24 protein-coding genes are annotated in these 16655 nt (G+C 50.6%); 23 read left to right on the forward strand and 1 reads right to left on the reverse strand.

What is annotated here, in order from left to right:
* Positions 1–166 precede the first annotated feature (166 nt).
* The 20 genes from EFA69_RS16090 (at position 167) to EFA69_RS16185 (ending at position 14322) form a co-directional block, all read left to right on the forward strand.
* Positions 167–673, forward strand: a complete 507-nt coding sequence (locus tag EFA69_RS16090) for a hypothetical protein (RefSeq protein WP_123134107.1) — start codon at positions 167–169, stop codon at positions 671–673.
* A 54-nt stretch (positions 674–727) separates the two neighbouring features.
* Complete coding sequence (locus EFA69_RS16095) at positions 728–1375, forward strand: hypothetical protein (protein WP_123134108.1); 648 nt, start codon at positions 728–730, stop codon at positions 1373–1375.
* Positions 1376–1377: 2 nt separating this feature from the next.
* On the forward strand, positions 1378–2103 hold the full coding sequence (locus tag EFA69_RS16100) for a hypothetical protein (RefSeq protein WP_123134109.1): 726 nt from the start codon (positions 1378–1380) through the stop codon (positions 2101–2103).
* Position 2104: 1 nt separating this feature from the next.
* Positions 2105–2335 carry a hypothetical protein gene (locus EFA69_RS16105; protein ID WP_123134110.1) on the forward strand — a complete coding sequence of 77 codons (231 nt, stop codon included), beginning with the start codon at positions 2105–2107 and terminating at the stop codon, positions 2333–2335.
* A gap of 3 nt (positions 2336–2338) precedes the next feature.
* A complete protein-coding gene (locus tag EFA69_RS16110) occupies positions 2339–3844 on the forward strand; it encodes a hypothetical protein (RefSeq protein ID WP_123134111.1) in 1506 nt (501 codons plus the stop codon).
* Positions 3844–4035 (forward strand): hypothetical protein, encoded by a 192-nt coding sequence (locus EFA69_RS16115; RefSeq protein ID WP_123134112.1) that lies wholly within the window; start codon positions 3844–3846, stop codon positions 4033–4035. The genes EFA69_RS16110 and EFA69_RS16115 overlap by 1 nt, the downstream gene beginning before the upstream one ends.
* 325 nt (positions 4036–4360) lie before the next feature.
* Positions 4361–5530, forward strand: a complete 1170-nt coding sequence (locus EFA69_RS16120; protein WP_183906829.1) for a S49 family peptidase — start codon at positions 4361–4363, stop codon at positions 5528–5530.
* Positions 5531–5546: 16 nt separating this feature from the next.
* A complete protein-coding gene (locus EFA69_RS16125) occupies positions 5547–6488 on the forward strand; it encodes a hypothetical protein (protein WP_123134114.1) in 942 nt (313 codons plus the stop codon).
* A 62-nt stretch (positions 6489–6550) separates the two neighbouring features.
* A complete protein-coding gene (locus EFA69_RS16130) occupies positions 6551–6955 on the forward strand; it encodes a hypothetical protein (RefSeq protein WP_123134115.1) in 405 nt (134 codons plus the stop codon).
* A gap of 23 nt (positions 6956–6978) precedes the next feature.
* Positions 6979–7506 (forward strand): hypothetical protein, encoded by a 528-nt coding sequence (locus EFA69_RS16135; RefSeq protein ID WP_123134116.1) that lies wholly within the window; start codon positions 6979–6981, stop codon positions 7504–7506.
* 2 nt (positions 7507–7508) lie between these two features.
* Positions 7509–7691 (forward strand): hypothetical protein, encoded by a 183-nt coding sequence (locus tag EFA69_RS16140; protein ID WP_123134117.1) that lies wholly within the window; start codon positions 7509–7511, stop codon positions 7689–7691.
* A gap of 139 nt (positions 7692–7830) precedes the next feature.
* On the forward strand, positions 7831–8454 hold the full coding sequence (locus EFA69_RS16145; protein WP_148041389.1) for a hypothetical protein: 624 nt from the start codon (positions 7831–7833) through the stop codon (positions 8452–8454).
* Complete coding sequence (locus EFA69_RS16150) at positions 8444–9115, forward strand: phospholipase D-like domain-containing protein (protein ID WP_123134119.1); 672 nt, start codon at positions 8444–8446, stop codon at positions 9113–9115. The genes EFA69_RS16145 and EFA69_RS16150 overlap by 11 nt, the downstream gene beginning before the upstream one ends.
* Positions 9081–9371 (forward strand): hypothetical protein, encoded by a 291-nt coding sequence (locus EFA69_RS16155; protein ID WP_123134120.1) that lies wholly within the window; start codon positions 9081–9083, stop codon positions 9369–9371. Before EFA69_RS16150 ends, EFA69_RS16155 begins: the two co-directional genes overlap by 35 nt.
* Entirely contained in the window at positions 9368–9961 is a 594-nt protein-coding gene (locus EFA69_RS16160; protein ID WP_123134121.1) for a hypothetical protein, read from the forward strand. Before EFA69_RS16155 ends, EFA69_RS16160 begins: the two co-directional genes overlap by 4 nt.
* Complete coding sequence (locus tag EFA69_RS16165) at positions 9954–11591, forward strand: hypothetical protein (protein WP_148041390.1); 1638 nt, start codon at positions 9954–9956, stop codon at positions 11589–11591. The genes EFA69_RS16160 and EFA69_RS16165 overlap by 8 nt, the downstream gene beginning before the upstream one ends.
* A 78-nt stretch (positions 11592–11669) precedes the next feature.
* Complete coding sequence (locus tag EFA69_RS20455; RefSeq protein WP_221175759.1) at positions 11670–11825, forward strand: hypothetical protein; 156 nt, start codon at positions 11670–11672, stop codon at positions 11823–11825.
* A 1076-nt stretch (positions 11826–12901) separates the two neighbouring features.
* Complete coding sequence (locus tag EFA69_RS16175) at positions 12902–13243, forward strand: type II toxin-antitoxin system RelE/ParE family toxin (RefSeq protein WP_123134124.1); 342 nt, start codon at positions 12902–12904, stop codon at positions 13241–13243.
* Between the two features lie 68 nt (positions 13244–13311).
* Positions 13312–13689: a helix-turn-helix transcriptional regulator gene (locus tag EFA69_RS16180; protein WP_123134125.1), complete on the forward strand. Its 378-nt coding sequence runs from the start codon at positions 13312–13314 to the stop codon at positions 13687–13689.
* A gap of 291 nt (positions 13690–13980) precedes the next feature.
* Positions 13981–14322, forward strand: a complete 342-nt coding sequence (locus tag EFA69_RS16185; protein WP_123134126.1) for an SHOCT domain-containing protein — start codon at positions 13981–13983, stop codon at positions 14320–14322.
* A 57-nt stretch (positions 14323–14379) separates the two neighbouring features.
* On the opposite strand, the gene EFA69_RS20365 is transcribed toward EFA69_RS16185, so the two are convergent.
* Positions 14380–14556 carry a hypothetical protein gene (locus EFA69_RS20365; protein ID WP_183906830.1) on the reverse strand — a complete coding sequence of 59 codons (177 nt, stop codon included), beginning with the start codon at positions 14554–14556 and terminating at the stop codon, positions 14380–14382.
* Between the two features lie 96 nt (positions 14557–14652).
* Between EFA69_RS20365 and EFA69_RS16190 the strand changes: the two genes are divergently transcribed.
* The 3 genes from EFA69_RS16190 (at position 14653) to EFA69_RS16210 (ending at position 16539) form a co-directional block, all read left to right on the forward strand.
* The gene (locus tag EFA69_RS16190; RefSeq protein WP_123134127.1) at positions 14653–15207 is read left to right on the forward strand and encodes a phage antirepressor N-terminal domain-containing protein; all 555 of its coding nucleotides are present in this window, start codon (positions 14653–14655) and stop codon (positions 15205–15207) included.
* Between the two features lie 182 nt (positions 15208–15389).
* Entirely contained in the window at positions 15390–15656 is a 267-nt protein-coding gene (locus EFA69_RS16195; protein ID WP_123134128.1) for a hypothetical protein, read from the forward strand.
* A 445-nt stretch (positions 15657–16101) separates the two neighbouring features.
* On the forward strand, positions 16102–16539 hold the full coding sequence (locus EFA69_RS16210; RefSeq protein ID WP_123134131.1) for a hypothetical protein: 438 nt from the start codon (positions 16102–16104) through the stop codon (positions 16537–16539).
* Positions 16540–16655 lie beyond the last annotated feature (116 nt).

Below are 16655 nucleotides of genomic sequence, written 5' to 3' on the forward strand. Positions count from 1 at the left end.
CAAACAGACAAGGAATTAGAATAAGACCGACCGCTATCTGACTAATAGCCCGGTCTTTTTTCATTTAGCATTATGCGCACATTTTTGTAATGAACTTTTAGCGCGATGTTTTCCTTTTTCTGTGAGCACGGCGGACAAACACAGGAAGGGGAACTCTACCCCCTTTATGACAACAACCACTCTATCTATTGCAGTAAAGCCTTACACACTTAAATACCTGGAAGCCTCTCTGTTTTTGCAGGAGAATGAAATCTACAAATTAAGCAAGCTGGACGCTTTCGGCCTGTTTCTGAATACGCTCATGCGCCGGCCGCTGGATGATATTCAGTACCACAACTACCTGAAACGCTATACGGCAATATTCCAGGTGTCTGTGAAGGTGGACGAAATCGTGATCATGGGCTTTAAGCTAACGCCCCAGGGGATGGTAGACTTCAACAATTTCGTGGAGGGAATCATCCGCTCAGAATTTCACGCCTATGTGGACTATGCCTTAGAGTACGGAAGCAGCAGCCGAGCCAAGGCATTCCTGAAGTTTCGGGAGAAATACAACATGAGCGAAGAGGACTATCCCTTCGAAACCATGAAGAAAAGCTACGACCGTTACCGGGAAAGAAAACTCAACAAAATCACTGAGGTACAGGAAGCAAGGCCTTTGAAGCTGGTTGCCTAAGCCTGTCCTTTTTAAGCCCTCCCAACAGCGCTAGCTTTGTTTAATTACAGAGCAATGCAGAATATCGTTGGTTTAGAGGGGGAGAACCTGGGAGGAATTACCAGGCTTTTTTTCATTGAGCAGAAGAATCTACTAGAGCAGCAGCCCACAGATGGGCTGCTGCTAGAGGGAACCATTACCTTGTCACCAGGAACTGAGTGGCATTTTTTTATTCCCACCCCATACACCACCAGTTTCACGGAAGAGGAGGAACGGACCCCCCACGGCTACCTGTACACGCAGGAAGTGAAGGGATTCAGGGCAAAAGACAACCTCCAGCTGGCAAAAGCCTGGCTAAAACTGCGCGGTAAAAAAATGGTGCTGTTGGCCATTGACGCGAACAACCAATGCCGCCTGATCGGGAATACAGAGGATTTCCTGATGATCACGCGGAAACTGGACACCGGCAGCGCGCCCAGCATCCGGAACGGATATAATTTCTCCTTTAAAGGCACATCCACCGAACCCGCGAAATTCTTCGTGGGCACATTCACTGTTTCCGAAGAGGGACCAACCCCCACACCAGGCAATACAGGATCTGGAGGCGGACCGGTCACAATAAAGGACGTGAACGGGAACACCCTGGGAATCGTGCCTGCAGGCAGCACTTTCACTTTACCGGATATATGGCTCACGATTGATGATAAATACCTGGAGATATAGCCATGAAAATTAAAGACATAAAAAACGAAGCCGGTGCACCGATACCCGAGGCCTGGCTGCTGATGGAGGGACCTAGCGGCACTACCTATAAAATCAAAGTGTCAAACTTCGCCCTGGAGGGAAAATTCCGGGGGATTTGGGCACCTGGAGCATTGACGGCGGATTGCTACTACATCTTCGTCGGCAAACTCTGGAGAACGAAATCGGCCTTCAACAGCTCCAGCGGCCCAACGGTGGCCAACGCCTATTGGGAGCTGGTGAAGCTGGACGGCCAGGAAATTTCCTTTTCGCAAATCATCGGCACCTGGGACCAGAACGCTTCCATTGCCGGCAAATTCCAGTCTGTCAATGAATTCATTGGCACCGAGATAAAGAAGGTAGATGATAAAGTAAACAATAAAGTTGACCAGGTACAAGGGAGCCGGTTGATCACAGCCGCAGAAGTCGCGGCCCTGAACACCTACCGCTACAGTATCACTTTCCCCCTTATCTCAGAAGTAACGGGCCTTAATTACTTACACCGGGCCGGCACGCTTAAACGCGTTTATTGGCCACAGATAGCCATAAATGCAGTCAGCTACAGGAAAAATGGCGGTGGATGGGTGAACGTGCCTAACGGTACGGATATAAATATTGGCCACGCCGCGGGTGATCTGTTTGATTGGAAAATCACCTACAAGGCAGGCTATAATTCGGGGAGCATCACAGTAACAGGTCAATACAGCTAATATGAGAGTACTAAATATTGAGGAGAACATCGGCCTGATGTTCCAGGTGCAGGACAACGGGGAGCCCACGCAGCTCACGGAGCCGGTGGACGAGAACAACAACCGGGTTCTGGTCCAGCGCTGGGAGACCGAGACGCACGTCTACACTATGGAATACACCTACATCAACCCCATCACGCACCCCGCCTGGGGCGCTGTCTCCTCTGTGGAGGAAACCCTAATTGAGAAATAAGAGATGCACAACTTCAGGAAACATCTGACGCTCGTGAACTACACGGCCGTCTATTTTTGCAGCAAGGCGGGCAGCGACAGCAACCCCGGCACCAGCCCCGACGCGCCCAAGGCAAGCGTCAGCCAGGTGATTTTCACCGCGACCAACGCAGGGCACACTGGGTTGGTGGCCATTATCATCGGTGAGGGCGTGTATGAGGAAAGTATCAATGTTTCGCAGCCCTCATTGTCCGTGACCTACAATATTATTGCCGAAGGCAAAGTGGTGTTCAAAGCATCCGGATCTAACCAGTTCATCATGACCAGGAGGCCGTTTAACTTTTTGGGGAATTTTGAATTCAGGAACTACCAGATCATGCGAGTGACCGACAACTCATCTGGCTCCAGCTTCAACTGCAACGGCGCGAAGCTCAGGAACTGCACCCTCGGCGCGGGAAACTACGCTTACACCTTCACCAACTGCGTACTGGAGGGGGTGGTGTCAAGTGTGGTGGCCCCGAAAATGTTCGGGTGCAAGGTCTTCAATTCCCAGATCACCGGCATCAGCCCCAGCGCGGCACAGCTAGACCACACCTACAACAATGACTTTGACGAGGAATCTGTTTTCACGATTCGCAGCACCGACAACACCACCAACCACAACTTCAACAATTTAAGGGGCAAAATACGGGTACAGGTCTATAATACCGCGGGCTATGAGGGCAACCCGTATATTACCTACAATTCGCTGCAGGAACTTTGGGCGGGAAATCCAACATCTAACCCACCGAAACCGGCATACCCTGGCCACTTCCCAAACTCATTTTCCGCAAACCCCGAGTACAATTCAAAGGAATTGGGCGACTACACCGTTAAGGCGAGCAGCCCCAACCTGCGCACAGGAGCTACCACGTACAGCAACGGCAACATAGGCAACGTGGAATTAGGGATCGGCACCTACATTGACTCCAGCATCAACGGCCGGGCCAACATTGACCCGGACAACCCGAACGCCTTCTTCAGCCCGGAGCTGCAGATCATAGGCGATGCCGTTTCCGTGCCCCTGAACCAAACGCTGGGCTATATTGAGGAGGACTGGCTGCAGGTAAACGGAGGGGCACTCGGTGAGATTGAGGGCGTGGACCTTTTCCATAACCTGGAGTTCAACACCAGCTACGTGGGGCCGAACATCGCCAACATGAACGTGCCGGACTATTACAATGGCCAGCCCCATGACGGAGCCAACCTATCGGTCACCAGAAACCCGAACCGGCTCTCTTTCCAGATGATGTGGAGCTCCCAGGTGAACAAGCCGGGCAACGGGGCCGAAGCGTATGCCGGCGCAGATAATGGCGGCCTGCTGGCCCCGGCCACGTGGGGCGTGTTCTACTACTTTGATAAGCCTTTGGTTGATTTGGCCGGGGTCTGCTCAGGCATGCCAGGTTTTGACGCGGCCGCCAACAATGCCAGGGCGGTGACCGCCCGCTGGATCAAGCGCCGGTACTGGCTCAGAAACGACTACACGAGCTGATGGCCGGGGAACTGAAAGGTGCGGCCGTCCGGATCAGGAAAGATCTTGGTAGCCAGATCAGGGGGATTGCCACCAGGGTGAAACCGGTGGAGCGTTCCGCTTTCGAGGGCGCGGTGCTGCGCGTGAAGCTGGTGCCTCCAGCGCCGCAGATCATCATGCACAGTCTGGATTTTTTAGAAAAAACCATTTGAAAAAAGGATACCGAAAAAGGCGAGCAGATCTGCTCGCCTTTTTTTTTACCCTCTTTTTCTGAAAAAAGGCCCAAAACAGCCTAAAAAGCGATGTCCTTTTTCTAGGAAAGGCGGCGCTTGAGCTTTGTAACCGCAAAGTTCAAGTACCAGGCTTTTTATGAAAAACAATTTCCATCTCGCCAGTGCCCTACTCCGATCAGTTTGGATGATAGAGCCCAGCTATGCAGAGGCTAACCTGCATGTGGCTGAGAGATTTTTGAGGGGGGAGGCAGTCGGCACTCGCGCAGATGGAAATTTTGAAAAGCCGGACGCGTTCCTGGCCGCCATGGCCGGGACCGTCCAGGTAACCAATTACACAAGATTAGAGGACGTGCCCCAAGGTTCAGTAGGGGTGGTAGATTTTGAGGGGCCCGTTCTCAAATATGACACATGCGGAAGCATGGGCACCATGAGCTTCGCGGAGCATCTGACCCGTGTAGGCAATCACCCGAACATCAAAGCCATTGTGGTCCGCGCTGATACCCCAGGGGGCCAGGTCTACGGAACAGACACACTTTCCGATGCCGTGGCCGCCTGCCCGGTACCGGTTCTGCTTTTTGTCAATGACGGCATGCTGGCCAGCGCCGGCGTTTGGGCTTTCGTCCCAGCCGATGAAATCTACTGCAGCCGAGCCACCGACCAGGTGGGGTCCATCGGTGTCTACCAGGGACTGGTGGATGATACCGAGGAACAGGCCAAAACCGGCCGCAAGCGCATCCAGGTCTACGCGACCAAATCAACCGAGAAGAACGGGCCCTACCGCGAATTCGCCCAGGGCAATGAAGGTCCCCTGAAAGCCGAACTGGATTTTATCCGGGACCGCTTTGAGGCGACCGTTCGCCATTACCGCCCACAGGTCAAGGACGAGGCTTTCTACGGGGCCATGTACTTCGCCGAGGAAGCCCAGGAAATGGGCCTCATTGACGGCATCAAATCCTTTGAGGAGGTCATCAAACGCGCCCAGGAACTAGGGGGCGAAACCACATCCAGCACACAATCAAGCACCAATAAAAGACAGATGTTTTCACCATTCAAAAAAGTAGCCGCACTGGCTGGCATCGCCGCCGGTGAGGTGACAGAAGCGCAATTAGCCGCCGCCAACGCGGAGCTGAGCGCCAAAGGCATTGTAGGGGCCAGCCTTGTAGAGGCCGGTTTAATTGAATCCATGGAATCTGAGCTCACGCACTCTGAGGCAGAGCTGGAGAAAGCCCAGGAGAAAGCGGCCGAATCGGCCGAGGAAATCCGCACCCTGAAAGCGGACCTGGCTACCGCCAACACCAAAATCGCCGAGCTGCAGAAAGGACCTGCCGGCAAAACAAAAGGCAGCCTGATCCAGGAAGACGCTGACAAAATCCAAGGCAAGCAGCAAGAGCGCCCGCTCTCCAGCTGGGCCAGAAAAGCCCAGGAAAGAGCTGCCCTAACCTCCAGAAGAGAGGCCAAAACAGACAACCAATAATTTCACATAACGCAGAATGAGCGCAATTAAAATTGATGAGCTTAACGAGGAGTTGGGCGCTTATCTGAGAGAAGACAAAGATGTTCTAATCGCAGAAACCCTACAGAGCAAAAGCCTGGAGGGGAAATTTGAGTTTTGGGATGATGTGAAGGACGAAGTGCCTTTGCCTAGCCTGAGCATCGGCAACATCGTGAAGCCGGCCAACGCCGAGAAGTTTGAGCCAACCCCCGATGCCCTGCAATTCAAGGCCCGCATGCTGAAAGTGCGCGGAATGAAGGTGGACCTCGTGCTTGTTCCCTCCAACCTGGAAAAGACCTGGCTGGGCAAGGTGAACAAAAAAGGATCTGACGCATACCAGATGCCTTTCGAGGAGTACATCATGAAATACATTGTAGAAAAGGCCCAGGAGGAAGTCTACCTGATGTCTGTCTACAAAGGGATTTACAACCCTGCCGGTAAAACCGCCGCCGACACCATAGACGGCGTGCTGACATTGGTAGAGAATGAGATTCTGGCAGACAACATCGTTCCGGTGATCACCGGCGCCGTCACGCCAACCAACATCATTGAATCCTGCGAAATGGTGTACGACAACCTGGGGGAGGCCTATAAAGCCAAGCCTACGCAGATGCCGCTTGCCCCAACTTTATACGACTGGTACCAGCGCCGGTACCGCGGCCAGTATGGGGCGAACAACAACTACAGCGGCATGGAGAACAAACTCTTCCTGGACGGCACAAACTGTGAGCTGATCAGAGAGCCCGCCCTGGCTGGCTCCCAGCGCCTAATCGTGACACCGATGGAAAACAAGGTGTACGGTTTCGACAGCGCCGCTGACGAGAACAACATCACCACCCAGGTGTTTGAGCGGACCATCAAAGTAATGATGGACTTCAAGGCAGGAACCCAATTGAAAGAAATCCATTCCCGCGCCCTGGCGGTGAACGACCAAAAATAACGGAACTGGAGCCGTAAGCCCCGTAAGGCTGAGGCTCCTTTTCCTGTTTGCCTTAAATCAAAATGACAGCAGCAGAAAAGAAAGAATTGCAGGAGGCACTTGATAAAGTCAAGATCCTGGAGAACAGCGAGGCAGAGCTCAAGCAGGCATTGGCCAAATCACAGGACCGGGTTTTCGCGGCCGAGGAGCAGGTGGCCAGAATCCAGCTGGAGAAAGAGAAAGTAGAGCAGGAGGCGGTGCAGGTCATTACTGAGCTGCAGCAGCAGCTTGGGAAATCAGAGGCGAAAGCCTCTAAGGGCCATACCGCCAAAATCACCATCGTCGATCAGGAACCGCGCACCTTCCGCTTCAAAGTTGGGAAGTTCAACCTGGATGGGGTGATCTACAAAGCGACAGACGTGGAAGATAACTCTGAAATCCTGCATAAGCTCGTGGAAATGGGCGCAGGGGTACTGGAGGAAGTGTAGTTGGTATCTTAAGAGTTAAATAAATGACATTAGTAGTTTTAGAGGATCTGCTTTTCGAAGAGGGGACAGAGAACATGGGCGGGCTGGTAGGGGAGATCTACGCAGCCCCAGCCTCAGAGGTGGAGAGCATCACCGTCGCGGAAGACGGCGTGACGGCCACCGCCATCAAAATGAAAGCCGGCAAGAAAATGAGCCGAATCTACTTCACCAAAGACACCGGTAAGGTGGAAGATAACGAGGTAGGGGAGCGTGACGGCGGTTCGTTTGAAACCACCCTTGGTTTCTTCCACCCAGGCAACAGCGCCGCGGTGCTCAAGGCAAAGAAGAAATTCAACAACGGCGGTTTCATCTTCTTGGCCATGGACGCACAGGGCCAGATGCGGGTAGTGGGCTCAAAACTGTACCCGGCTTACCGCGAAGCTGGAAGCATCACCACCGGTGGTACTCCTACGGAGCGCCGGGGCGCAACCTTTAATTTCAAAGCCGCCAGCAACGGACCGGCTCTGATCTTCACGGGAACCGTACCGCTGGAAGTAGCACCGGCAGCCTAACCATGCCGGAACTGAGTAAGGAAGCCGCCAGGCACTACTACCTGAAGCCGGGCACCCCAACTATTTTGGGAGTGCCCGGCTTCGGTACCGTCAGTTACCAGGGAATGAGCCTGGAGCTGGCAAACGCCATTTACTCTTCCGGGAAACATGGGCTGGTGAAAAGGAGAAAGCCACTGCAGAAATAAACAAAAGGGCCAGGTACAAGCTACCTGGCCCTTTTGTTTTGGGCCTGTTTTTGGAAAAACAGGCCCAAAACCGCTAAAAAACGGTGTCCTTTTTCCGCCCAGGGCAACACCTCAATTTTGTGTCACTGGAGGAACCGTGATGCGAGAAATACTAATGGCCTGGATTGAAAGCAACCAGGTGTATGAAAAGGGACTGGAGCTGTACCAAAAGTACGGCTCCAGCAGCCTGCTTAAAAAGGTCCTGGCTACCGGGCCCAGCGAATACAACAGGGGCCGCTTGCTGGCAGAGCTGCAGCAGCTCTATGCGAGTGTGGCCGATCAGGAAGAACAGAAACCCGCCCTGCTGCAGCTGGCCAGCGCAGCAGATCCGGACGGGGTGGAAGAACAGCTGGTAAAAGAGCGCTCTGAGGCCAACAAGGTAGCCGCAGCCCTCAAATCACAGCTTCCTTTCCTTACCGACCCGCAGAAAAGAAAAGCGGTCTGCTTCAAGATCCTGGACCTGTACGACCGCAACAGCGAGATATGGGCCATGCTGGAGTACAAGGCCAAACACGGCTATTTTCCGCACCAGGCAATGCCGGCAGAAGAACAGGAGGAGGAGGCCCAGGCGCTGGACCGCTACATGCTGGAGAAAATGCTCCAGAACATCCGCCCGAAAATATCCCGCATCAAGAACGACCCCACCAAGAAAGAACAATTGAAGGAGCTGCAGCAGGAGAAATTCCGACTGGAGCAATTACTGGAGAAAGCCAATGCTGTTTAGGAAAAGCGAACTGAGGGCGGGCATGAGCATCCCCGGGAAAGAGCCAGGCCAGGAAGAGGAAACAGACCAGGCGGTGAAAGGGCGGGCCACCCGCAGCAGGGGCCGGAAGAAAGATTCCATCCGCGGGGTAGGCCTCAAGCAGCTGCGCCAGGTGATCGGTGAGCTGCAGCAGGGGGAGATCATCCCATTCGCCACCGGTGGCCAATGGAGCAACCACGACCTGCTGGAGTTTATCCTCGAAAGGACCGGGCCGGCCGATGTCTACATCACCACCTGGAGCCTCACCGAAGAACCGGTGCGGGCCATTCTGGATTTCACGGAGAAAGGACTGATCCGCAGCCTCACGTGCCTCTTCGACTACCGCATCCAGGCCAGGAACCCCAAGGTATTCCAGCTCATAGACAGCGTGATTGAGCGCAAGAAACTCACCAAAATACACGCAAAGGTAACCGTGATCTGCAATGAGGAATGGGCGGTGAGCATCATCTCCAGCGCCAATTTCACCAAAAACCCCAGGATTGAGGCCGGGGTGATCCTGACCGACACGGAAACCGCCGCTTTCAATATTGACTGGATCGAAGAGGAGATCCTGAATGAGCAACCACTAAAATTTAAAAGGACAGAAAATGTACGCAGAGATCCTGGACGAAGAGGTGATTAACGAGATAGAGAATAATGCCAGGCTCGCTTTCACCGACCGACAAATTGCCCTAATCGTGGGCATCCCATACCCGCACTTTGAGTACCACGCCGCCATTCCGGAAAGCCCGGTGAGCACTGCGCTCACCAAGGGCAGGCTCATGGCCGAGGCTGAAGTGAGGGAATCAATTTTCAAACTGGCCAGATCGGGCTCCAAAGATGCCCAGATCATGGCCATTGAGTATTTCCAACACCTGCAGATAGATAACGAACAATGAGCCGGCGCCTAACCACACAGACAGATGCGGACGTGCTCATTGAGCACCTCTACAAGGGGAAAGGAACCCTCACGCCGGCGCTGGAGGAAAAGCTGGACCGTCTGCAGTCCTGCCTGGAGCTGACCAGGAAGTACGGCTCCAGGCTGAAAGTCATTCCCATGCTGGTCAAGAAATACAACCGCGACGGCAAGAAATATTCCGCGCACACCGCCCAGGAAGACTTCGATGATTGCCAGGAAGTCTTCGGGGCAGGGACCCAAACCAACCGCATGTTCTGGTTTGACATTGTGCTGGGCATGATGATGGATACCCGCAATGCCATTCTGGCCACGCGCAATTACAAGGCCGCCAGTCTGGTGGAAGTCCGGATGCTCAACGCCATCAAAGACTTCATTGGGGACAATGAGGCCTACCCGGTTGACAAACTGCAGCCGCAGAATGTGGAGGTAGGATTCTTCCCTGAGCTGCTGAATGTGAAACTTCCGGACAACCTGGAGGAACAGCTGAAGAAATTGAAAGAGGCGAAAAAACGCAAAGACCTCATGATTGAAGGAGAGGCGCAGGATGCGGAGGTAATCCCAAATGAATAAGCCGAAAGCACCGGCGAAAAAGATGCACATGAACGTGCCTCAGCTCATGTTTGAGCTGATTTTCGCGCAGATCAACATCATCCTGTGGGGAAGGGCAACCGGTAAGACCGAGGGACCAATGGCCCGCTTCACGCTCCGGAACATCTTCACGATGCCCCGGAGCAATGGCTTTCTGATCGGGACCACATACGAGCAGCTGCTGACACGCACGCTGCCTCCGCTGTTTGCGGCCTGGGAGAAATTCGGTTACCGGGAGAACGAGCATTTTTGGGTAGGCAAAGCGCCCCCGGCGAAACTGAAGATACAGAAAGCCTACCGGAGCCCGCTCAAGAATGACACCTATATCCAGTGGTTCAACGGCTCAGGCGTTTATCTGGTGAGCCAGGACAGGCCCGGCAGCATCAACGGTGTCCGGACGCAATGGGGGGCCGGAGATGAGGCCAAGCTCCTGAACCATGAGAAACTGAAGGACGAGGCTTTGCTTACCATGGCCGGCTACGCTGACGTGTTCGGCCACCTGAGCAATTACCTGAGCCTGCTGTTCTGCTCTGACATGCCCAACACGTCTAAGGGTAACTGGCTCTTTGATTACAAAGAGCTCATGGACCCGGAGATCATTGAGGGAATCCTGCAATGCCAGGTAAAGATGATGGAGCTGCGCGACCTTATGGCCAAAACCAGCCCATCCAACCACTTCAAACTGCAGAAAGAGTACAACAAGTTTGACGGTTACTGCAATGAGCTCCGGAAAAACACGGTCTACTGCAGCTATGCCTCGACGCTGGATAACATCCATGCCCTGGGCATAGAGCCGATCAAGAACTTCAAGCGCTCCCTCACTGATCTGGTGTTCCAGCTGTCCGTTCTCAACAACCGAATCCTGGCCGTGGAGAACGGATTCTACGGTTTGCTAAATGAGGACGAGCACGGCTATGATGCCGTAAACTATGACTATGTGGACCTGCTGGAGCGACAGCCGGGCCAAACGCTGGTGAAGGACTGCCGTTGGGATGCCGATCTGGACAGAAACCAGCCGCTGGACATTGCCTGTGACTACAACAACGCGATCAACTCCGTGGTGGTGGGGCAGCGCAGGGGGCGGCAATACCGCTTCCTTAATTCGCTTTACGTGGAAAGGCCATTGGTTCTGAAGGACTGCGTGAAACGGTTCTGTGAGTATTATAAGCACATGCACACCCGCCACGTGAACTACTACTTTGACCATACGGCCGTGGCCAGAACGGCCAGCACCAACCTGAGTTTCGCGGATGAATGGAAACTGGAGCTGGAGCGCAACGGCTGGACCGTCACCATGCACTACCTGGGCCAGGCCTCCAGCCACATGAGCCGGTACCGCCTTTGGGAGCTGGCTTTCTCAGGTGACAACCGGGTGAGTAAATTCATCTACAACAAGACGAACTGCAAAGCCTGGCAGATCTCCTGCCAACAGGCAGGAATCGTGCGCTCAGGGGACAAGTTCAGCAAGGACAAATCGTCAGAAAAGAAAAGCTCAGGCGTACCACCCGCCGAGGCCACCCACATAAGCGAGGCCGGCGACTGCCTCTGGTGGGGTACGCAGCGCCGGAAAGTGCAGAATAATTATGGTTTCGTTGATACACAAGTGATGTAAGCGATGGATGCTATTGACAGATTGAAAGCGTTTTTAGACAAAACAGCTGCAATCAAAAGGAAAAGTATAAGCAGGCAAGTGATTGAGGTACACGGACCTATGGTGCCTCTTAAATCTGTACTTGAATTGCTGGACTGCTACCAGGAAGGTACACTGGAGGCCTTCCTGGACCAAAGGGACCTGTGGGCTCCCAAGGAAAACAGGACCACCTACCAGGAAGCGGGCGGCTGCTAAAGCACCGGGCTATCCACTTCAATGCCCTGGCACCTAAAGGAGCCAGGGCATTTCCCGTTTCTATCCCTGCCGCGTTCCAAATCGGCGCGTAATTTGCTATCTTTGAGTTCCTTCCATGAGTGCCGCCAGTACTCGTAACGCCCGGTAACTTCAGCCTACCATAGCTGGCCGGGCGTTTGGCGTTTAGGGCCACGTCCACAAGCCCAGGCCAATGCTCCGTTCCTCCGCACCCGCCTGGCCATAGGGGGCCGCCCCGTGCCTCCTGTGCCCGGCCATTCCGCTGCGCTCCATTTACCCGTTCACCTCCGGCACCAGGCAGAAACTTAGATGGTGCCTGCGGCGGGCTCTATGTGCTCGTGCCTCGCTGCGGCCTTCAGCCTCCACCGTACCCTGCCACTCCGCTGCGCTCCATGGCAGTGCCCGGTGCCCATGAAGCACCAGCCCAGCAACTCCGCTTCGCTCCATTCCTGGTCCGTTGCAACATGGGGGGCCGCTTTGCACGGTCATATATCCCTCTTTCCGCCCCCGCAATTGCAAACGACCCCCAGCGCGGGACGTGGTTTGCTCTCCGAGGTTTTTCTTCTCTCTTAATATCAATACAATGTAAATGCTTGATAATCTGCAATAAGTGGCTAAAAAGTTGTCGGGATTATGCTGCAATGAGGGGCGTTTGTGCACCTTCTATGGTGCAATTGCTCTTTTTGCAGGACGCAATTCGCGAATTGCAGTTCGTCAAAGCATTCAAAGGGGTGCAAATTCAGAACTTCTATTAAAAGAAGAAGGCCCTCTGCAAGGGCCTTCTTCTTTTAAGCTACTTCTTTTTGCCGCCGGACGGCTTGTTAGGTGATTGACTTAGAACTGAACCTGCTAGGCTCTTTGCTGCAGCCGAGTAGCGGTTGTCTTGTAACACTTTACTGGCTAACGTTGCCAGTGGCTTGGATGATTGGCCTGATTTTGGCATAAAATTGATTTTTAAGTTTATGATATTGCAAATATAAAAGATTTCTTGAGCAAAGTAGAGGTATAAGGAAACTTTTTAGTATATTTGCGTAAGATCTAACAAAAACAAAATTTCTATGAAGGAACTCCTACGAATTGAATTCGAGGAAGACGCAGAGGAATTTTTGGATGCATTACCTGAGAAAACTAGATTGAAGTTCATTTTATGCTTCAGAAGGGTTTCGGCTGGGGAAAAGGGGAGGTTCTTTACAAAGCTCTCTGGCTACAAAAATCTTTGGGAATTCCGAGTCGAAGCAGACAAGACCTGGTATAGGCTGTTTGCTTTTTACAGTGAAACAGAGAAGTCACTTATCATCTGTACTAATGGTTTCACGAAACAGAAAAATAAGACACCTAAGAGTCAAATCAACAAAGCAATAGCTTTGAAAGACTCTTATCACAATAAGGATGACTCTTAACAGAGTCATCCTTTAATATACTTTGATGCCCTTTATAAGGATCAACTAACCACTAAGAGCAAACTATCATGGCAGCACTAACTAAAGAATTTCTCGATCAAGATAGAAGGAGGAGAGACGAACCAAGAAAGCCAAGAAAATCATTAGAAGAACTCACCGCTAAGTATTACGGAGAAAAGGGCACTCCAGAAAGACAACAGTTCGAGTTCGATTTATCACTAGAAATGTTGAGTGAGAAAATCAAAGAAATGAGAAAGGCGAAACACTTGACCCAAGAACAATTAGGAGATATTATTGGAGTACAAAAAGCTCAAATCTCTAAATTAGAAAAAGGATCAAGAAATGTAACTATTGAAACTATAACTAAGGTTTTCAAGGCTTTACAAGCAAATGTAAAACTGAAGGTTGAAATTGCCCCAGTTGAAGAACTGGCTATTCACATCTAAAAAGCTTTTGGCTTTAATTTTCATGATCTAAATCTATTATTAGTCAATTTATAATAATAGGCTTCATTACAACTTCACCACGTAGCATCACATTAATGTAAAACATTAAAAAGAAATCATTAATTAGCTTGTCACTAATTAATGGAAATTTATTCTCTAGAATTCCTTTATAGAAATTTAAGGCTCCTAATAGTTAGGAGCCTTTTTTTTTATTTTATATAAATAGCATTTCAAAGGATTAATCGAATGTTGTAGCTTTAAGGCCTCAAATTAATTTATAAACAAAATAGTATGGTGTATTTTATACTTTGGATTATGCTGAGTGCCCTAGTTGGCGCTATTGGAAGCTCTCGTAAGATTGGGTTTGGAGGAGCTTTCTTATGGTCACTATTGCTAAGCCCTCTTTTGGGTTTTGTGATTGCCATTGTCTCACCTAACAAGGAGGAAGAGGAAAGAAAGCAAGCTGCCTACGATCTACAAAAAGAACAGTATTTAGCTGTAAAGAAACTTAATGAGGACAAGCCCCAAACCTCAATTGTTGATGATTTAACAAAGCTTGCTGAACTGAAAGAGAAGGGGCTAATTACTGATGAGGAGATGCAGAAGGCAAAAGATAAATTGCTTGGAAATTAACTTGTTAAGAATTTTGAGCCTGTTTTCTGGAAAACCCCCAAAAACAGAAAGCCCCGGCTATTTGCCGGGGCTTTCTGTTTTTGGGGGTTTGGTGATTCCTAGACCTTTATCTAAAAATTCACTTGCTAGGGTAGAAATAGTTACACCTTTCTTTCCTTCTAGTTTTCGCTCAAGTTGAATTTTTAACAATTCTCTATGAGCCTCCTCTGAAATATCTACAGTTGTTTTAGCCATACACAAACATAGATTAAATTAATCTTTTTACAAAAGTTGCATATTTACTTTTCTTTGCTGTAATTTACAGTAGAAAAAGCAAATAACTGTAATATAATGAAAGCACTTACCAGGACAGTGGCCACAGTCAACAATGTGTCAATTCTTATAGTGGAGAATGGGGAGAAAATTGTGCCTATCAGACCTATATGCAAAGCAATGGGAATTGATGAAGACTCTCAAAAAAGGAAGATTGAAGGAGACGAAATTCTTAGTTCAGTTGCCACCCTCAGCATGGCAACTGGAGCAGACGGGAAGAACTACGAAATGTTCTGTATTCCTTATGAATTCATCTTTGGATGGCTCTTTACAATCAATCCGAAGAATGTCAAACCGGAAGCTCAAGCAGCGGTAACAGAATATAAACTGGCATGCTATAAAGCCCTTTTTAGAAGCTTCACCGCGAAAGCTCTATTTCTGGAGCACAAGGAAGCAGCAATGAAAGCACAAATTGAAGTGGTGAACAAAGTAAGCAGAGATTTCAGGGAAGCCCAAAGTACCCTAAAATTGGCAAAGGCACGGCTGAATACCCTAAAAGATACAACCCTAGAGGAGTGGGAGGCTAACAACAGACAGCTATCCTTTGAATTTCCAGAAGAAACCGAAGAATAAAAAAAAGCCCGGATGTTGGAGCATCCGGGCATGCTTAACAGATAAATCCGTCAAACATTTTAATCAGAACCCAAAGGTATGAAAAAGACCTTAAACAAGGAACTGGCACCCATCGGGCGCTGGCTTCTACGCGGAAACGCAAAGGCAAAAACAGTGATCACCCCTAAACCGCAGCCAAGAGCATGACAGATATCAGAGATGTAAAAGAGCCGCTGCTGGTGAAAAACCCACTCAACACCAAACATTTCAACCTCATGCCGCTCTTCTGGCTCACAGACAAGGAAAACGCCAAATCCCCGCATGAACTGAGTGAGAACATTGAGGAAATCATCCGTTTCGTCACGCTCTACCACCACCCCCAGGAGGCAGACCCCATGCAGCTTAAAACAACCCTGGGATTCCTTTTTGACCTAAAAGATATGTTCCACCACATGACGGAATTGAAGTAATGGCCTGTAACTGTGCCTCAGAAATAGCCATGCAGGCCGTGGAGCAGCAGCCACTGCCAGGCAAAAGAATCGTAGCCGCACAAATACAAAGGTCATTGAGAATTATTCAAAAAGATGGTAAAAGCACTCTAAGCGCCTTCACGTATTCCAACATGGAATTAACTGTAGAAGGAGAGGAAGAAGAGACAACCATGCCCGTGATTCATAAATTCTGTCCCTGGTGCGGTCAGGAAAAATGACAGATGCCAATGCGTACGCCCAAAGGATATATGTTGCTCGTCTGCCAGGACCTTTTTAATCCTGAGTTGACCCATATTATGCTAAAAGGTGTGCCTATTGGCTTTATAGAACGCAGGAAAACCACTTATCGGGCCATTGCCACAAACGGCCGAAGAAAATCGTTTAGAGGCGCTAAAAAAGCCCTCCTATACCTTGTCAAGCAGAAATGACCAAATCAGAACTTTATTTCAAAAACAAGGCAGAATTGCCGGAATTAAAAGAGAAAACCATGAAAAAGAAAGCGATAATCCTGTCAGGTGGCGGGGCCAGCGGTAAAAGCACCCAGCTCTGGAAGCTCCATGCAAATGGAAAAATGCAGATTTTAATGCCGGAGGTACCGCGCCAGCCTATAGTATTCGTGAATCCCGACACCGATATTATTGGAATAGATGAAATTGGCGATATGCATACCCTTAGGTTTTGGGTTAATCGTGCCCGATTCTTTGTGCAGGGAGAAGGCCGTGAGCTGTTCCCCCAGCTGGTGCTAGCCACGCAGCTGAGGATAAACGAGGACACCCACCAGTACACTGCCCACCAGATGGTGAAGTACAAGCCTGTGCCAGAATTTATACTTAACATTCAAGGAAAATGTGCCCGTGCATGATAGAACAGAATAAGGCCATAGTTGAAAAGCAGCCGCTGGAGGACCAATACTGCCCATGGCGCTGACAAAGAAAAGTAGCAAAGAAAACAGGCGCTAAAGTCAAAAAGCCTGTTTCG

Source organism: Rufibacter immobilis (assembly GCF_003721565.1).
Classification (GTDB): Bacteria; Bacteroidota; Bacteroidia; order Cytophagales; family Hymenobacteraceae; genus Nibribacter; species Nibribacter immobilis.